The sequence below is a fragment of the Pseudomonas sp. KH_021 genome, assembly GCF_057838865.1.
On record NZ_CM174477.1, the window covers coordinates 1,308,307 to 1,324,962 of the forward strand.

A 16,656-nucleotide genomic window follows, 5' to 3' on the forward strand; every position below is an offset into this window, starting at 1 on the left:
GCTGGCTCCTACCCGAGCGATCAGCCGCCCAGGTAAGCCTCGCGCACTTTAGGGTCGGTCAGCAGCGCTTCACCGGTCCCCTCCATGACCACCCGGCCGTTTTCCAGTACATAGGCCCGGTCGGCGATTTTCAGGGCCTGGTTGGCGTTCTGCTCAACCAGGAACACCGTCACGCCATCCTTGCGCAGCTGTTCGATGATGTCGAAGATCTGCTGGATGATGATGGGCGCCAGGCCCAGCGACGGTTCGTCGAGCAGCAGCAGCTTGGGCTTGCTCATCAGGGCCCGGCCGATTGCGAGCATTTGCTGCTCGCCGCCAGACATGGTGCCGCCACGCTGGCTAAACCGCTCCTTGAGCCGCGGGAACAATTGCAGGACCTTGTCCATCTGCTCCTGATAATCGCCCTTGTCGGTGAAAAAGCCGCCCATCGCGAGATTCTCTTCAACCGTCAGGCGCGCAAATACCCGACGGCCTTCCGGGACCACGGCGATGCTCTTGCGCATGATCTGCGACGACTCCTGGCCGACCAGCTCCTCGCCCAGGTAGCGAATGCTGCCACTGTGGGCCCGGGGTGAGCCGCAAAGCGTCATAAGCAGGGTTGACTTGCCCGCGCCGTTGGCACCGATCAGGGTGACGATCTCGCCCTGGCGGATTTCCACGTTGACGCTGTGCAGCGCCTGGATCTTGCCGTAGAAGGTGGAAACGTTTTCGAACTGCAGCATTTACGCTTCCCCCAGGTAGGCTTTGATCACTTCAGGATTGCCCCGGATCTGTTCCGGTGTGCCATCGGCCAGCGGCGTGCCCTGGTTGATCACGACGATGTGGTCGGAAATGCTCATGACCAGTTTCATGTCGTGCTCGATCAGCAGCACGGTAACGTTGTGTTCTTCACGCAAGGTGCTGATCAGCGCCTTGAGGTCTTCGGTTTCCTTGGGGTTCAGGCCGGCTGCGGGTTCGTCGAGCATGAGGATCCGTGGGCGGGTCATCATGCAGCGAGCGATCTCCAGGCGCCGTTGCTGGCCGTAGGCCAGGGTGCCAGCCGGGCGGTTGGCAAACTCGGTGAGGTTGACCTTGTCCAGCCAGAACTGGGCGTACTCCATGGCCTCGCGTTCGCTTCGACGAAAGCTGGGGGACTTGAGCAGGCCCGCGAAGAAGTTGGTGTTCAAGTGCCGGTGCTGGGCGATCAGCAGGTTCTCGACCGCCGTCATTTCCTTGAACAGGCGAACGTTCTGGAAGGTGCGCACCACGCCCTTGCGGGCAATCTGGTGGCCGGCCAGGCCCTGGATAGGCTGGCCGTCGAGCAGGATCGTACCGCCGCTGGGCTTGTAGAAGCCGGTCAGGCAGTTGAAGACAGTGGTCTTGCCGGCGCCGTTAGGGCCGATCAGGGCCACGACTTGTTTCTCTTTGACGCTCAAGGCCACGCCATTGACGGCCAGCAGGCCGCCAAAGCGCATGCTCAGGTCGCTGACTTGCAGAATGTTCTGGCTCATTGGCGCAGCTCCAGGTGAGGACGTTGCATGGGCAGCAGTCCTTGTGGACGCCAAATCATCATCAGCACCATCAAGGCGCCAAACATCAACATGCGGTACTCACTGAAGTCACGCATCAATTCAGGCAGCAGAATCATCACTACCGCCGCCAGGATCACTCCCAACTGCGAGCCCATGCCGCCCAGTACCACGATGGCGAGAATGATCGCCGACTCGATAAAGGTGAACGACTCGGGCGTGACCAGGCCCTGGCGAGCGGCAAAGAAGCTGCCGGCAAAACCTGCGAAGCAGGCGCCCAGGGTGAAGGCCGAGAGTTTGATGACGGTCGGGTTGAGCCCCAACGCACGGCAGGCGATCTCGTCTTCGCGCAGCGCTTCCCAGGCACGGCCGATCGGCATGCGCAGCAGGCGGTTGATCACGAACAGCGCCAACAAGGCCAACAGCAGGGCCACCAGGTAGAGGAAGATCACCTTGTTGATCGAGTTGTATTCGGTGCCGAAGAACTCGTGAAAGGTCTGCAGGCCCTCGGCCGCGGTGCGGTCGAAGGTGAGGCCGAAGAAGGTGGGTTTGGGAATGCTGCTGATGCCGTTCGGGCCGCCGGTGAGGTCGGTGAGGTTACGCAGGAACAGGCGGATGATCTCCCCGAAGCCCAGGGTTACGATCGCCAGGTAGTCACCCCGCAGGCGCAGCACCGGGAAGCCCAGCAAGAAACCGAACGTGGCAGCGATCAGGCCGGCAAGCGGCAGGCAGATCCAGAAGCTCAGCCCGTAGTAGTGCGAGAGCAGGGCGTAGGTGTAGGCACCGACGGCATAGAAGCCGACGTAACCCAAGTCCAGCAAGCCTGCCAGGCCAACCACGATGTTCAGGCCCAGGCCCAGCAGCACGTAGATCAGGATCAGGGTGGCGATGTCGACCGCACCGCGCGAGCCGAAGAACGGCCACGCCAGCGCCGCGACGATCAGCCCCAGGATGATCCAGCGTTGAGTGCTTGGCAGCGTCAGGAAGTGACTGACGTTGGCCGGTACCAAGGGGCCGCGGTTTCTGGAGCGGAACAATGCACTCCATTGCTCGTTGAAGAGCACCCGCAAAAACATCAGTACCGAGCACAGGGCAATGACGCCCAGGGCCAGGTCGCCCTGGCCATGCACTTCCAGGTGGATACCGACGATGCTCAGTTTCAGTCCCAGCACCGGGAATGCCACGGCCCAGACCAACAAGGCGCTGAAGAACGCCGATTTAAGATGCTTATTCATACTTTTTCAACCTCCGGGCGGCCCAGGATGCCGGTCGGCCGGAACAGGAGCACAAGAACCAAGAGACCGAACGCCACCACATCCTTGTACTGGTCGCCGAAGATGTCGGCACCGAAGGCTTCGGCCACGCCCAACACCAGCCCGCCGAGCATGGCGCCCGGAATACTGCCGATGCCGCCCAACACCGCCGCGGTGAAGGCCTTCAGGCCCACCAGGAAGCCGGCGTTAGGGTTGATCACGCCGTACTGCATGCTCAGCAGTACAGCCGCCACGGCGGCCAGGGCCGCACCAATGACGAAGGTCAGGGCGATGATGTTGTTGGTATTGATGCCGAGCAGGTTGGCCATCTTGATGTCTTCGGCGCAGGCCCGGCAGGCCCGGCCCAGGCGCGAGCGGGAGATGAACAAGGTGAGCCCGGTCATGGCAATGAGCGTGACCACGAACACCAGAATCTGCATGTAGGAAATCAGGACTTCCTCGGCACCGCCTGGACCGAAGGAGAAGCTCCCCGGAATCAGGTTTGGAATCGATTTGTCCTTGGAGTCCTGGGCCAACAACACCGTGTTCTGCAGGAAGATCGACATGCCGATGGCGGAAATCAGTGGGATCAGGCGGTTACTGCCGCGCAGGGGGCGGTAGGCAACCCGTTCGATGCTATAGCCGTAGGCGCTGGTGACCACGATGGTCGCCAGAAAAGCAGCGGTCATGAGCAGCGGCAGGGAGTCCAGACCCAGCATGGCCAGCCCGGCGAGGGCGATGAAGGCCACGTAGGAACCAATCATGTAGACCTCGCCGTGGGCGAAGTTGATCATTCCAATGATGCCGTAAACCATTGTGTAGCCAATGGCTATCAAGGCATAGGTGCTGCCAATGGTCAGGCCATTAACCAGCTGTTGGAAGAAGTGATAGATCTCAGGCATTACAGCGCTCCTAAAAACCTGTACGCATTTCACTGGTGGAGTCATGTTCCAGCCTGGCAACGTAGCCTTGAGCTACGGGGGCGCAGGCATTGGCCAGCGAACCGCTGGTGACGGTTTTGAGATTTTCAGGTGAACCGGTTCCCGGATCACGGGACGTCGGCCCATATACTTTCGTAAAACAAAGCCCACTGCTTTCACAGTGGGCTTTATCAAGCGTCAGTCCCGATTACTGCGGGGAGACTTCGGTTTTAGGCTTGCCGAAGTGCCACTCGTAGACCACAAATTTGAAGTCTTTCAAGTCGCCATTCTTGTCGAACGACAAGGTGCCAGTCGGGGTCTTGAAGTTGCCGGCATGGATGGCTTCAGCCACCTTGGCGGTGTCTTCGGTCTTGGCTGCCTTGATACCTTCGGCAATCACTTCAACTGCTGAGTAGGCTGGGAACACAAATGGGCCAGTCGGGTCTTGCTTCTTGGCGGCGAAGGCATCGACCAGGGCCTTGTTCTCAGGATCGGTGTCAAACGACTTCGGCAGGGTCACCAGCAGGCCTTCGGAAGCACCTTGGGCAATTTGCGAGATAGAGTCGTTGCCGACGCCTTCAGGGCCCATGAACTTGGCTTTCACGCCTTTTTCCTGCGCTTGACGCAGGATCAGGCCCAGCTCTGGGTGGTAGCCGCCGTAGTAGACGAAGTCGACGTTGTTTTGCTTGAGCTTCTGGATGATCGAGGAGAAGTCCTTGTCGCCGGCGTTGATGCCTTCGAACACGGCCACCTTGATGTTCTTGCCTTCCAGGGTTTTTTTCACGGCGGTGGCGATGCCTTCACCGTATTGCTGCTTGTCGTGCAAGACAGCAACGACTTTCGGCTTGACGTGGTCGGCGATGTAGTTGCCGGCCGCTGGGCCTTGGGCGCTGTCCAGGCCGATGGTGCGGAAGATCATTTTGTAGCCACGGGAAGTGATTTCCGGGCTGGTGGCGGCAGGGGTGATCATGATCACGCCTTCGTCTTCGTAGATATCCGAAGCCGGTTGAGTGGAGCTGGAGCACAGGTGGCCGACCACGAACTTGACGCCATCGTTGACCACTTTGTTGGCGACGGCCACGGCCTGTTTAGGGTCGCACGCATCGTCGTATTCCTTGGCTTCGAGCATCTTGCCGTCAACACCGCCCTTGGCGTTGATCTGCTCGATGGCCATTTTCGCACCGATGAACTGCATGTCGCCGTACTGGGTCACCGGGCCGGTTTTAGGGCCGGCGATACCGATCTTGATGGTGTCCGCAGCGAACGAATGGCCGGCAATCCCAGCCAGAACCATAGCGGCAAACAGTTTGGAAATCTGCTTAGTAGCCTTAGTCATAGTGCTCCACTCAATGTTGTAATTTTTATAGTCCTGTTGGCCAAAGCAGCAGGACCGGATCAGGCTTGCCCACCGAACGACCTGTGTCGAGTCGTGTGCAAAACCTTGAAATCTCCGGTCATTCCCCCCGACAACTGTACCGGTACAGTGTAGAGCGCCGATTTGCCGCTTGAAAAGCTGGCTGCCGAGGGCAATTCACTGGAGTGTCGCCTAGTTGAAAGAAAGTTATAGAAAAGCGGCGATTTTTGACCTGTTATCGGTGGCATCCGTTGCTTTTCCAAGCTTTTCCTTCATTCACTTATTTGCAACCGGGTTTTTCTGCAAAAATACCGACCCGAATTCGCGTCGAATGATTTTTGGTGAAACCCATGACAGAACAACCTAGCACCCTCTATGCCAAACTGCTCGGTGAAACCGCAGTAATTACCTGGAAAGAGTTAGAACCCTTTTTTGCCCAGGGCGCCCTATTGTGGGTCGCGCCTGAATTGGATCTGATCGCGGTGGCCGAGGCCATGACCGAGGATCGCAAGGCAGACTTTACCCAATGGCATGCGGCGGGCACTGTGGCCAAGCTGTCTGATTCGCAGGCGCTGAGCCTTTACGAGGACGCGCCCGACATCTGGGCAGTGGTGGTCAAGCCTTTTATCCTGATCCAGGTGCGTGGGGCGAAGTGAATTGGCGCACCACTATGGTGCGCAAAAAGACTGTCCAGAACGGTCATGGTGCGTGACTGAAAAGTCAAATAGTGGTGCTTGGTAACAATCGGGTTGATTAAAAGAGCAGAGGCGGTAACAGCGATGTCGAGTGCAACTTTACCGACGCATGAATTAAGCGTTGCAGCCCCGCGGCTAATTACGGTTAATTGAGCGCCCCGCTGATTTTATTCATCTCACAGGAGCTGTTCATGAGCACTGCATTACCTTCATTGGCGTTTGCTGGTATCGGTTTGATGGGCCTGCCCATGTGTCGTCGATTGCTGGCTGCTGGATACCCCGTGACGGTATGGAACCGCTCCGCGGACAAGTGCGCACCTCTGGTGGCTGCCGGTGCGCAGGTTGTCGAGACGCCCGCGCAATTGTGCCAAGCCGCCGACATTGTGATGCTGTGCCTGGCCGATACCTCGGTGGTGCGGGAGGTGGTGTTTGGCCCGCAAGGCGTTGCCGAAGGCGCCCGTGCAGGGCAATTGTTGGTGGATTTCTCCAGCCTTGAGCCCACCGCCACCCGGGAAATGGCCGCGGAGCTGGCGGCACGCTGCGGCATGGCCTGGCTTGATACGCCAGTGTCCGGGGGGACTGCGGGGGCTCAGGCCGGCTCTCTGACGATCATGGTCGGGGGAGAGGCCGCGGATCTTGAGCGGGTGCGGCCGATCCTGCTCACCCTTGGCCAGCGGGTGACCCATATGGGGGCTATTGGTGCGGGGCAGGTGACCAAGGCATGCAATCAGATGATCGTGGCCTGTAATGCCTTGGTGATTGCCGAGGTCGTTGCCCTGGCCGAGCAGTCGGGGGTTGATGCAACCCTGCTTGCCCAAGCCCTGGCCGGCGGTTTTGCCGACTCCAAGCCACTGCAGATCCTGGCCCCGCAGATGGCCGAGAGCCGGTTCGAGCCCATCAAGTGGCATGTGCGAACCTTGCTCAAGGACCTGGATGGCGCTGTGAAGCTATCGCGTGAGCAAGGGGCCTCGACCCCCATCAGCGGATTGGCCGCACAACTGATGCGCTTGCACGGGAGCCAGGGTTATCTGGAAAAAGATCCCGCAACACTGGTCCATCTATACCGCGCAGCGCCGGAGCAGGACTGACGTCAGGTGCATCACCGTAGCTTCTGCGGTTGAGTCGATCGAGAATGGGCCGCAGGTCCTGAAGGCTCACCGGTCGGCTGAGTAGATAGCCTTGTACAAAGTCGCAACCTGAGCGCTCCAGAAGTTCGTACTGCTGGACCGTTTCGACACCTTCGGTCACCACCTGCAACCGAAGCGTATGGGCCATGGCGATAATGGCCTGGACGATCTCCAAATCTTGGGTAGAGCGGGAGATATCCTGAATAAACGAGCGGTCTATTTTCAGGGTGTTCAGCGGCAGTTGCTTCAGGTAGGCCAGCGATGAATAGCCGGTACCAAAGTCGTCGATAGACAGCGAAACCCCTAGCGCCCGGATTTTCTTGAGTAAGTTGATGGTGGTGTCGATGCTGCCCATCAGTGCGTTTTCGGTGACCTCCAGTTCCAGGCGGCGTGCAGAAACGCCATGGGTCATGAGCGCGTCAGCGATTTCGTCTGGCAGGTCTTCACGGCACAGATTCAGGGCCGAGCAGTTCACCGTGATTTTCAGTTGTTCGCAGCCGTTATGGTTCAGGCGACTGAGGTCGTGACACGCGCGACGCAGTACCCAGCTGTCCAGCTCGGCGATCAGGCCATTGGCTTCGGCGATGCCGATGAAACGGTCCGGGCTAAGCAGGCCATGCTGCGGGTGTTGCCAGCGGATCAGCGCTTCGAGCTTGGCAACCTGACCTGTCTTCAGGTCGTAGATGGGCTGGTAATAGAGCATAAGCCCAGTCTCTTCCACTAGTGCGATGCGCAATTCTTCCTCCAGCTGCAACTCCAGGGTGGCCCGAGTCTTGAGGCTGGCACTGAAAAAATTCAGATGATTACGCCCGTTGCCCTTTGATTGATAGAGCGCCAGGTCGGCGTTTTTCAGCAATTCCTCGCAACTGTTGCCGTCGTCCGGGAAAACGCTGATGCCGATGCTGGTGGTCATCACCATGCGCCGGCCGGCCAGGTCGATGGGTTCTTTCATTTTTTGCATGATGCGTTGGGCCAGATGCCGGGCCTCATCACGATGGTTGATGCCTATCAAAATGCAGAACTCATCGCCGCCAAACCGTGCGACCACGTCTTCATGGCTGCGAGTGGCGCTCTTGATGTGGCTGGCGATGACTTTAAGCATTTCATCCCCGGCGTCGTGGCCCAGGCTGTCGTTGATTCGTTTGAAGTGATCAATGTCCATAAACAGCACCGCGAGCATGCGGCCACTGCCATCCTGGCGCTCGGCGAGCCTTTCGGCGAACATCTGATTGAAACCTCGGCGGTTCATCAGGTTGGTCAGCACGTCGTAATGGGCCACTTGTTGGAGCGAAACCCGCGCCTGATCAAGCTGGCTCAGCAGCGCATTGACGCGGCGAAGGTCATGCTCCTTGCTTTGCAGTTTTTTGTCCGAAAAGGCCGCGCTGATGCTGCTGGCGATCACCAATAACGTAATGAAGGCGATGGTCAGGCTCAATTCGAGGCCATTGCTGGCGGTTTTGGCTATTTCCAGGCTGCTACCGGTTGGCACCACCAAGGTCATGGCCCACATGCCGGTGAAGTGGGTCAGTACGAGGCCTGCGCCCATCACAAGGCTGGCGCTGAGTTTAAGCCACAGATGATGCGCACCACTGCCAGAACTCAGGTGCCGGCCCAGTTGAAGGGACAGCAAACTGACGCTGACGGCAATGATGAGCGACAGGACGACCAGGTCCATGCGGTAGTACTGCACGGCGTTGGAGATCATGGCGGCCATGCCCAGATAGTGCATGGAGACGATACCCAGGCCGATCAGCAAGGATGCTTTCACGTAGTCGAACGTTTTGATTTCTGCTTGGCAGAGGGTGCTCATGGCGAGCAGAGCGGCCAGCAGCATGACCATCAATGAAGCGGCAGTGGTCGGCAGGTCATACTGGATGTCCAGTGGGGCCTGGAAAGCCAGCATGCTGATGAAGTGCATGGACCAGATACCCGCCGCAATGCAGCAGGCACCCAATAGGCGCCATTGCCGCCGGGCCTTGCCCACTTCCGCTTGGCTGGCGCGTTCAGCCATATCCAAGGTTGCAAAACTGCCCGCAAACGCTACCCCGAAGGCCAGCAGCAGCAAAAAAAGATTGTGTCGGCAATCCATCAGCACCTGCCCGCTCGGAGGATGCTCGACAATAAGATTCAACCCCAGCCATTCCATAGCATGTCCATTTTGAGCCTATCGAAAGGTCCCCGCTCCCAGCAGACCTGTCATCGAAGTATAGGGCGGTGCTCAAAAGTTCCTTGGTTGATGGCACTTTGATTTCAAATATTTTGGAATAGAAGACCTAACAAAAAGTAATAAATAGTAGTCTGCGACGAACTCGCCGCGAATGGCCTGATAGATCGTGGTGTGGCCATCGCAGCATAGGTATCTACACATCTTTTGGTGTACTGCATTTCGTAGCAGTGGACGAGTAGAACGAGGCCACGTCCGGCTGCGCAGCAGTAGTAAAACCTGGCACTTCAGTATTCAGATACACCGCGAGTACAGGCTTTGCGAGGACTACGTCCCCGGACCTGGCCTCGCTGAACTCGTCTACTGCTACGAATGTAGCCGCTGACGAGGTACGAGGCTGCGATCGGCAGCGAAGCGGCCGTAAAACCTGAGACCGTAATCCATCAGGCACACCGAAGGGCCTGAATTTACGACGGCTTCGCCGCCGATCGCAGCCTCGTACCTCGGCAGCGGCTACAAGAGCCGCGCTGCCCCAGAATTGTGTAGATACCTATGGCCATCGCAGCCAAGGCTGGCTCCTACCGGACGGTGTAGGAGCCGGGTTTACCCGCGATAAATGCACCCCGATTTATCGGAGTGCCGGACCACCATGATCAGCCGGCGACCAGTACTCGGATCGCTTCCAGGCGCAGCGCTGCTTTGTCCAGCATAGCCAGCCCTTGTTCACGCTGCTTGCGCAGGGCTTCGATCTCGCTGTTGCGTACGGTCGGGTTGACGGCCTGCAGAGCGGTCAGGCGTGCCAGTTCTTCATCGGTTTCTGCCGCCAGGCGCCGCTGGGCTTCGGCCACACGCTCGGTATGACGCGGCAGCACCTTGGTCTCGCCAGCGTTGATGCGTGGCCCCAGGCTGTCGCGTTGGGCCTGGATGAACTTGTTGGCGCTCGCCTTTGGCACACTTTCAAGCTGTTCGTTCAGGGTTTCAAAGGCTACCCGAGGCGCCAGGTCGTTGCCGTTGGCGTCGAGCAGGCAGCGCAGGGCAGCTGGCGGCAGGTAGCGTCCCAGTTGCAGGGCACGCGGCGCGACGACTTCGCTGACGTACAACAGCTCAAGCAGAACGGTGCCCGGCTTGAGTGCCTTATTTTTGATCAGCGCAACGGCGGTGTTGCCCATGGAGCCGGACAGCACCAGGTCCATACCGCCTTGCACCATCGGATGCTCCCAGGTGATGAACTGCATGTCTTCGCGAGACAGCGCCTGGTTGCGATCGTAGGTGATGGTCACCCCTTCGTCGTCGCCCAATGGGAAGCTGGCGTCGAGCATTTTTTCGCTCGGCTTGAGGATCAGGGCGTTTTCCGAGTGATCTTCGCTGTCGATGCCGAAGGCGTCGAACAGGGTTTCCATGTAGATCGGCAGGGTGAACTGATCGTCCTGCTCCAGGATCGCCTCAACCAGTGCCTGGCCTTCGCCAGCACCACCGGAATTGAGCTCCAGCAAACGGTCGCGGCCTGTGTGCAATTCGGCTTCCAGGCGCTCGCGCTCGGTACGGGCTTCAGTGACCAGCGCTTGCCATTCGTCATCATCACCGCTTTCAAGCAACGGCAGCAGGCGCGAGCCGAACCGGTGCTGCAGGGCGTTGCCGGTTGGGCAGGTATTGAGGAAGGCATTGAGCGCTTCGTGGTACCACTGGAACAGACGCTCCTGCGGGCTGTTCTGCAGGTGCGGCACATGCAGTTCGATGATGTGCTTCTGGCCAATCCGGTCCAGACGGCCGATACGCTGCTCCAGCAGGTCCGGATGGGCAGGCAGATCGAACAGCACCAAGTGATGGGAAAATTGGAAGTTACGGCCTTCACTGCCGATTTCCGAGCAAATCAGCACCTGGGCGCCGAACTCTTCGTCTGCAAAATAGGCGGCAGCGCGGTCACGCTCCAGAATGTTCATGCCTTCGTGGAACACCGTGGCCGGGATGCCGGAGCGCACGCGCAGGGCGTCTTCCAGGTCCATCGCGGTTTCGGCGTGGGCGCAGATCACCAGGACCTTCACGCGCTTGAGCATCTTGAGGGTATCGATCAGCCATTCCACCCGCGGGTCGAAACGCCACCAGCGCTCTTCGTCGCTGGTTTCGGCCTGGGCCTGGAAGCTGACTTCCGGGTACAAGTCGACGTGCTCGCCCAGCGGCAGCTCCATGTACTGGTCGGGGTTGGGCATCGGGTAGGGATGCAGCTTGCGCTCCGGGAAGCCTTGAACAGCGGCGCGGGTATTACGGAACAGCACGCGGCCGGTGCCGTGGCGGTCCAGCAGTTCACGGATCAGGCGGGCGCTGGCTTCGGTGTCGCCATCGGCCACGGCGCCGAGCAGGGTTTCGCCTTCATCCCCCAGGAAGCCCTGGATCGTAGCGTGCGCCTTGGGCGATAGGCGGCCCTGGTCGAGCAGCTCTTGCACGGCTTCGGCCACGGGGCGGTAGTTTTCGCTTTCGGCGCGGAAGGCGGCCAAGTCGTGGAAACGGTTTGGGTCGAGCAGGCGCAGACGCGCAAAGTGGCTGTCCTGGCCCAGTTGTTCCGGGGTGGCGGTCAACAACAGCACGCCGGGTATGACTTCGGCCAATTGCTCGACCAGTGCGTATTCAGGGCTGACCTGATCCTCGTGCCAGACCAAATGGTGGGCTTCGTCGACCACCAGCAGGTCCCAGCCAGCGGCGAACAGTGCATCCTGGGCTCGCTCGTCTTCGGTCAGCCATTCCAGGGCCACCAGTGCCAGTTGGGCATCTTCGAACGGGTTGTCGGCGTCGCTTTCGATAAAACGCTCGGCATCGAACAGCGCCACTTGCAAGTTGAAACGCCGGCGCATCTCCACCAGCCACTGGTGCTGCAAGTTTTCCGGTACCAGGATCAGCACCCGGTTGGCGCGACCCGACAGCAGTTGGCGATGGATCACCAGGCCTGCTTCGATGGTTTTACCCAGGCCTACTTCATCCGCCAGCAAAACCCGTGGTGCGATCCGGTCGGCCACTTCGCGGGCGATGTGCAACTGGTGTGCAATCGGCTGGGCGCGCACGCCCCCCAGGCCCCAGAGCGAAGACTGCAACTGGCGGCTGGTGTGTTCCAGGGTGTTGTAGCGCAGCGAGAACCAGGCCAGCGGGTCGATCTGCCCGGCGAACAGGCGGTCACTGGCCAGGCGGAACTGGATGAAGTTCGACAGCTGGGTTTCCGGCAGCGTGCAGGCTTCGTTCTGGGCATTGAGACCGTGGTAGACCTGCAGCCCGTCGATGTCCTCGACTTCGCGCACGGTCATTTTCCAGCCTTCGAAATGGGTAATGGTGTCGCCCGGCGAGAAGCGCACGCGGGTCAGCGGCGCGTTGCGCAATGCATACTGGCGAGTGTCGCCAGTGGCCGGATAGAGCACGGTCAACAAGCGACCGTCCTGTGCCAGGATAGTCCCGAGACCCAGCTCAGCTTCGCTGTCACTAATCCAGCGTTGCCCCGGTTGATACTGCTGCACCATGCTGCCTGTCTCCCGCCATGAAAAAGCCGACTATGTTAACGGATCGGGCCCCTGAGGCCAAAGACTCTCGTCACCGTACTTGAGCAAAGATACTTGCGGTTGCGGCACTTGCGGACGACCGGTCGGTCTATCCGTTCAAGTTTTGCCGCTGACCGCCGACCGACCCAAGACAGGAGAGCCCCAACCATGCTGCCGCCGATCATTCCGTTGAGCGTCATCCCGGTCACCTCGCAATTGGACCCGGTCAAGCAGGCCCCGAGCATTCCCCCCGTGGTGCCAGCGCAACCGACCTCCAGTGACGGCGCGATCGACCTCAAGCAGCGCGACCCGCGCGAGGCCGCCTTGCTACTGCGCGAGGAGCAACAGCGTCAGCAGCGTGGCCAGGGCAACCTGGGCAAGCAGGGTGGCGATTCCTATCTGGCGATTCCTGGCGATGAGCTCAACGCGGACAACACCGTGCCGGTGGCCCCCCTGATTGATGGCGAGCCGCGGCAAGGCCTGCTTGTCGATATCGAAGTCTAGACTGGCCAGCGGCGCCCGCATTGAGCATTATTGAGCCTTGCGTGCAACCAATGTGCAGAGCCATGAGCCAAGACGACAAACTGATCGACCTCAGCAGCGAGCGCGCCAAGCGCGTACACGACCTCAATGAAAAACGCCTGAAGGAAGTGCGCCAGGCTTTCGAGCAGGCGATGCCGCTGGGCAAACCGAAGAAAAAGCCGAAAAAGCCGAAAAAACGCTGAATAATTGATGGCAGATCAGTGCTGCATCCTCCTCTCGCGCTCACCCATAAGCCTCATCGATCGGTCAATTTCCCCATTGCTGACTGCTGACTGCTGACTGCTGTAGCCGCTGCCGAAGGCTGCGATGCAACCCGTCAGGGTTGCCAATGGCGGTCTGACGATCGCGCGCCCGCTGAGCGTGCGATCGCAGCCTTCGGCAGCGGCTACAGATAGTTAGCTAGCTAATAATTTGTGTTTCCAACGCTCGGCGCTGTTCTCTGTCTATCGTTAGGTTGTCATTCACCAAGGTCCAACCCGTGCCCATCACCCTGCAGGCGTTGCTTGCGCCCAACAAACTTGCCCTCCAATTCGCCCTGAAAACCTTGCTCGGCGCTGGCCTTGCGCTTTGGCTGGCCTTGCGGTGGGGGCTTGAGCAGCCGACCTGGGCACTGATGACCGCTGTTATCGTCGCCCAGCCGCTGTCGGGCATGGTGGTGCAGAAAGGGCTGGCGCGGCTGTTGGGAACCCTGGTTGGCACCTTTATGTCAGTTGTCTTTATCGGTTTGTTTGCCCAGACGCCGTGATTGTTCCTTTTTGCCCTGGCGCTCTGGCTGGCCTTGTGTACGGCCTGCTCGACCCTGATGCGCAGCGCCTGGGCCTATTCCTTCGTGTTGGCCGGCTACACCGTGGCGATCATCGCCTTGCCGTCGGTCAATACACCGTTGGCGGTCTTTGACCAAGCGGTCGCGCGTTGCACCGAAATTTGCCTGGGAATCGTCTGCGCTACGGCCACCAGCGCCTTGATCTGGCCGTTGCGGGTGGAAAAACAATTGGCAAGCCAAGCACGCCAGGCTTGGATGAGTGGCATGCAGGCTGCTCGTGCGGCGTTGATCGGCGAAGAGCAGGGGCGCAAGGGATTGCTGGAAATCCTGGGGCGCATCGTAGCGGTTGACTCACAGCGCGAGCACGCCTGGTTTGAAGGCACTGTTGGCCGGGAACGTGGCCGGGCGGTTCGCGCCCTGAGCCAAAAATTGCTGATTTTGCTGCGTATCTCCCGTTCAGTGCGGCGCCAGTGGCGTCAACTCGACGCAACGGAAGCCGCACGGTTGGCTCCCTGGTTTGCCGAAGTCGATGTGGCGCTGACCAACCCTGACCAACCGACCTTCTTGTTGTTGCGCCAACGGGTTTGGGATGCCGCTCAGGATGAGACCAGTAGCAGCGCCGAACATTATTGCCTGGCCCGCTTGGCCCTGCTCCTCGACAACGCCATGGCCACGACCTTGGCCCTGCATGCCGTGGAAGAGGGCAAGGCCCCGGCCGACCTGCCCGACAGCCTGGCGGTGCACAGGGACGTGCCAATGGCGCTGTTATTCGGCTCGCGCAGCGCCTTGGCATTTCTGGCCATGGCCAGTTTCTGGATGGCCACCGGCTGGGTGTCGGCGCCGGGCGGGTTGGTGCTGACCTGTGTGGTGTGCAGCTTGTTTGCCAGCCGCGAAAATGGTGCCCAGATTGGCATGAGCTTTTTACGCGGCATCTTCCTGGCGTTGCCGGTGGCCTTTCTGGTTGGGCAGATACTGCTGCCGCAATGGAGCAGTTTTGCCATGCTCTGCCTGGGAATGGGGGTGCCGTTGTTTCTGGGAGCGCTGGGGATGGCCAACCCACGCATTGGCGCCACGGCGACGTCCTATTCGCTGCACTTCATCATCCTGGTGTCACCGCTCAACCACATGACCTTCGATGTCGCCAGTTTTCTGAACAGCGGCCAGGCGATGGTGTTTGGCGTGGCGACGGCGGTGCTGGCCTTCAGGTTGGTGGTTTTGCATCACCCGGCCTGGCATAGCAGGCGCTTGCGTGCGGCGACCATGACCGATCTTGTGCGCCTGACCTATCGTGATCTGCGCGGTGCCGAAACCTGGTTTGGCGGGCGCATGGCCGATCGTGTCCTGCAACTGGCCCATCAGTTCAACGCCTTGCCCGAATCTGAGCGTACTCGCTGGGATGAAGGCTGGCACAGCCTGGACCTGGGCGACGAGCTCTTGCATTTGCGCATGTGCCTGGCGATAGCCCAAGCCCCCCTGAAAGGACCTGAGCGCGATTATCTAGTGACGCTGGAGCAGGTCTTGGCCGCAGGCCCGGTGGGCGATCATGCGAATGATTTGGACGATGCCAGCACCCGCTTCATCAGTGCCATCCGGCAACAGCCCGCCAATGATGCGCTGCGGTTGGCTGAAGGTGCGGTGCTGCAATTGCAACGCAGCTGGCGCAAATGGTGTCGCCAGCAGGAGGAAATACATGGGATTGCGTGAGTGGGCCTTGGGTGGCGTGCTGCTGAGCCCGTTTCTGGTGTACGTGCTGTTGGCCCTGTTGCTGACAGGGGCTGCGCGACTGTTGATCCGCCTGACGTCATTGGGGCGCTGGATCTGGCATGAAGCGTTGTTCGACAGTGCGTTGTTTGTTTGTTTGCTGGCCTTGGTGACCCATGTGCTGGGGCCCTTATAAGGAGTTTGAACATGCGTACATTTGTACGTGTCTTAGTCACCTTGTGTGTGGTGGTCGTTGCCCTGTTTGCCGGGTTTTATCTCTGGCAGTACTACATGCTTTCGCCCTGGACGCGCGACGCGCGAGTGCGCGCGGATGTCACCGTGATTGCGCCGGATGTGTCTGGCTGGGTACGTGAGCTGAAGGTCTACGATAACCAGGAGGTCAAGGCGGGTGACCTGCTGTTGTCGATCGATCGTGATCGTTTCCAGGCCGCGCTGGAAAAAGCCAATGCCGTGGCCGACACCCGTCAGGCGCAGTTGCGCCTGCGTGAGCACGAAGCTTCTCGCCGGGCGGCGCTGGGGCCGCAGGCGATCAGCGCAGAGCTGCGCGAAAACGCTCAGATCAACGCTGCCATTGCCCGTGCCGAATATCGCGAAGCCCAGGCCGAGGTCAAGGTGGCTGAGCTCAACCTCGCCCGCAGCGAAGTGCATGCCCCGCGCAACGGCCATATCACCAACCTGCGCCTGGCCGCAGGCAACTACGTCAATGCCGGGCAGGCGGTGATGGCACTGGTGGACGACTCGACCTTCTACATCCAGGCCTATTTCGAAGAAACCAAATTACCGCGCATTGAGGTCGGCGCGCCGGTGAAGGTCTGGCTGATGAGCGCCGGCGAGCCGATCCAGGGCAAGGTTGAGAGCATCAGCCGCGGCATTACCGACCGCAACGCCACCCCCGACGGGCAATTGTTGGCGCAGGTCGAACCGACCTTCAACTGGGTACGGCTGGCCCAGCGCATACCGGTGCGGATCACGCTTGAAAATGTACCCAAGGATATAAAGCTGAGCGCCGGGATGACCGCGAGTGTGCGGGTGATAGACGCCCTGTAGGAGCAGAGCTTGCCGGAATGCCGGACCATCGCGATGGCATCA

At 59.9% G+C, this 16,656-nt stretch carries 13 protein-coding genes and 1 pseudogene; 7 read left to right on the plus strand and 7 right to left on the minus strand.

Annotated features, from left to right (window positions below; all coding sequences use genetic code 11):
* Nucleotides 1-20: 20 nt before the first annotated feature.
* From AC3IX4_RS06175 to AC3IX4_RS06195, 5 genes are all read right to left on the minus strand, one after another.
* Nucleotides 21-722, minus strand: a complete 702-nt coding sequence (locus AC3IX4_RS06175; RefSeq protein ID WP_489259714.1) for an ABC transporter ATP-binding protein — start codon at nucleotides 720-722, stop codon at nucleotides 21-23.
* Nucleotides 723-1,490, minus strand: coding sequence for a high-affinity branched-chain amino acid ABC transporter ATP-binding protein LivG (livG, locus tag AC3IX4_RS06180; protein ID WP_489259715.1), 768 nt, complete (start codon nucleotides 1,488-1,490; stop codon nucleotides 723-725). It lies immediately after the preceding gene.
* Complete coding sequence (locus AC3IX4_RS06185; protein ID WP_489259716.1) at nucleotides 1,487-2,743, minus strand: high-affinity branched-chain amino acid ABC transporter permease LivM; 1,257 nt, start codon at nucleotides 2,741-2,743, stop codon at nucleotides 1,487-1,489. Before AC3IX4_RS06185 ends, livG begins: the two co-directional genes overlap by 4 nt.
* On the minus strand, nucleotides 2,740-3,663 hold the full coding sequence (gene livH / locus AC3IX4_RS06190) for a high-affinity branched-chain amino acid ABC transporter permease LivH (protein WP_489259717.1): 924 nt from the start codon (nucleotides 3,661-3,663) through the stop codon (nucleotides 2,740-2,742). The genes AC3IX4_RS06185 and livH overlap by 4 nt, the downstream gene beginning before the upstream one ends.
* Nucleotides 3,664-3,889: 226 nt before the next feature.
* A complete protein-coding gene (locus tag AC3IX4_RS06195; RefSeq protein ID WP_489259718.1) occupies nucleotides 3,890-5,017 on the minus strand; it encodes a branched-chain amino acid ABC transporter substrate-binding protein in 1,128 nt (375 codons plus the stop codon).
* A 368-nt stretch (nucleotides 5,018-5,385) separates the two neighbouring features.
* Between AC3IX4_RS06195 and AC3IX4_RS06200 the strand changes: the two genes are divergently transcribed.
* Together AC3IX4_RS06200 and AC3IX4_RS06205 are read left to right on the plus strand one after the other, a co-directional pair.
* Nucleotides 5,386-5,691, plus strand: a complete 306-nt coding sequence (locus AC3IX4_RS06200; RefSeq protein WP_489259719.1) for a DUF2288 domain-containing protein — start codon at nucleotides 5,386-5,388, stop codon at nucleotides 5,689-5,691.
* A gap of 230 nt (nucleotides 5,692-5,921) precedes the next feature.
* Nucleotides 5,922-6,818: an NAD(P)-dependent oxidoreductase gene (locus tag AC3IX4_RS06205; protein WP_489259720.1), complete on the plus strand. Its 897-nt coding sequence runs from the start codon at nucleotides 5,922-5,924 to the stop codon at nucleotides 6,816-6,818.
* On the opposite strand, the gene AC3IX4_RS06210 is transcribed toward AC3IX4_RS06205, so the two are convergent.
* The gene (locus AC3IX4_RS06210) at nucleotides 6,709-9,003 is read right to left on the minus strand and encodes a putative bifunctional diguanylate cyclase/phosphodiesterase (RefSeq protein ID WP_489259721.1); all 2,295 of its coding nucleotides are present in this window, start codon (nucleotides 9,001-9,003) and stop codon (nucleotides 6,709-6,711) included. The genes AC3IX4_RS06205 and AC3IX4_RS06210 overlap by 110 nt on opposite strands.
* 671 nt (nucleotides 9,004-9,674) lie before the next feature.
* Nucleotides 9,675-12,521 (minus strand): RNA polymerase-associated protein RapA, encoded by a 2,847-nt coding sequence (gene rapA, locus AC3IX4_RS06215; RefSeq protein ID WP_489259722.1) that lies wholly within the window; start codon nucleotides 12,519-12,521, stop codon nucleotides 9,675-9,677.
* Nucleotides 12,522-12,707: 186 nt separating this feature from the next.
* Between rapA and AC3IX4_RS06220 the strand changes: the two genes are divergently transcribed.
* The 5 genes and pseudogenes from AC3IX4_RS06220 to AC3IX4_RS06240 all read left to right on the plus strand — a co-directional run bounded on the left by AC3IX4_RS06220 (nucleotide 12,708) and on the right by AC3IX4_RS06240 (nucleotide 16,614).
* Nucleotides 12,708-13,043 (plus strand): aspartate-semialdehyde dehydrogenase, encoded by a 336-nt coding sequence (locus tag AC3IX4_RS06220; protein WP_489259723.1) that lies wholly within the window; start codon nucleotides 12,708-12,710, stop codon nucleotides 13,041-13,043.
* 62 nt (nucleotides 13,044-13,105) lie between these two features.
* Nucleotides 13,106-13,264, plus strand: a complete 159-nt coding sequence (locus AC3IX4_RS06225; protein WP_489259724.1) for a hypothetical protein — start codon at nucleotides 13,106-13,108, stop codon at nucleotides 13,262-13,264.
* Nucleotides 13,265-13,560: 296 nt separating this feature from the next.
* A pseudogene (locus AC3IX4_RS06230) lies at nucleotides 13,561-15,549 on the plus strand (FUSC family protein).
* Nucleotides 15,536-15,742 carry a DUF1656 domain-containing protein gene (locus AC3IX4_RS06235; protein ID WP_489259725.1) on the plus strand — a complete coding sequence of 69 codons (207 nt, stop codon included), beginning with the start codon at nucleotides 15,536-15,538 and terminating at the stop codon, nucleotides 15,740-15,742. The pseudogene AC3IX4_RS06230 and the gene AC3IX4_RS06235 overlap by 14 nt, the downstream one beginning before the upstream one ends.
* 11 nt (nucleotides 15,743-15,753) lie before the next feature.
* Nucleotides 15,754-16,614, plus strand: coding sequence for an efflux RND transporter periplasmic adaptor subunit (locus AC3IX4_RS06240; protein ID WP_489259726.1), 861 nt, complete (start codon nucleotides 15,754-15,756; stop codon nucleotides 16,612-16,614).
* The last annotated feature ends 42 nt before the right edge of the window (nucleotides 16,615-16,656 follow it).

Coding starts and splice junctions, on each gene's coding strand:
- AC3IX4_RS06175 (WP_489259714.1), bottom strand. CDS start 722: ATGCTGCAGTTCGAAAACGTTTCCACCTTCTACGGCAAGATCCAGGCG.
- livG (WP_489259715.1), bottom strand. CDS start 1,490: ATGAGCCAGAACATTCTGCAAGTCAGCGACCTGAGCATGCGCTTTGGC.
- AC3IX4_RS06185 (WP_489259716.1), bottom strand. CDS start 2,743: ATGAATAAGCATCTTAAATCGGCGTTCTTCAGCGCCTTGTTGGTCTGG.
- livH (WP_489259717.1), bottom strand. CDS start 3,663: ATGCCTGAGATCTATCACTTCTTCCAACAGCTGGTTAATGGCCTGACC.
- AC3IX4_RS06195 (WP_489259718.1), bottom strand. CDS start 5,017: ATGACTAAGGCTACTAAGCAGATTTCCAAACTGTTTGCCGCTATGGTT.
- AC3IX4_RS06200 (WP_489259719.1), top strand. CDS start 5,386: ATGACAGAACAACCTAGCACCCTCTATGCCAAACTGCTCGGTGAAACC.
- AC3IX4_RS06205 (WP_489259720.1), top strand. CDS start 5,922: ATGAGCACTGCATTACCTTCATTGGCGTTTGCTGGTATCGGTTTGATG.
- AC3IX4_RS06210 (WP_489259721.1), bottom strand. CDS start 9,003: ATGGAATGGCTGGGGTTGAATCTTATTGTCGAGCATCCTCCGAGCGGG.
- rapA (WP_489259722.1), bottom strand. CDS start 12,521: ATGGTGCAGCAGTATCAACCGGGGCAACGCTGGATTAGTGACAGCGAA.
- AC3IX4_RS06220 (WP_489259723.1), top strand. CDS start 12,708: ATGCTGCCGCCGATCATTCCGTTGAGCGTCATCCCGGTCACCTCGCAA.
- AC3IX4_RS06225 (WP_489259724.1), top strand. CDS start 13,106: ATGAGCCAAGACGACAAACTGATCGACCTCAGCAGCGAGCGCGCCAAG.
- AC3IX4_RS06235 (WP_489259725.1), top strand. CDS start 15,536: ATGGGATTGCGTGAGTGGGCCTTGGGTGGCGTGCTGCTGAGCCCGTTT.
- AC3IX4_RS06240 (WP_489259726.1), top strand. CDS start 15,754: ATGCGTACATTTGTACGTGTCTTAGTCACCTTGTGTGTGGTGGTCGTT.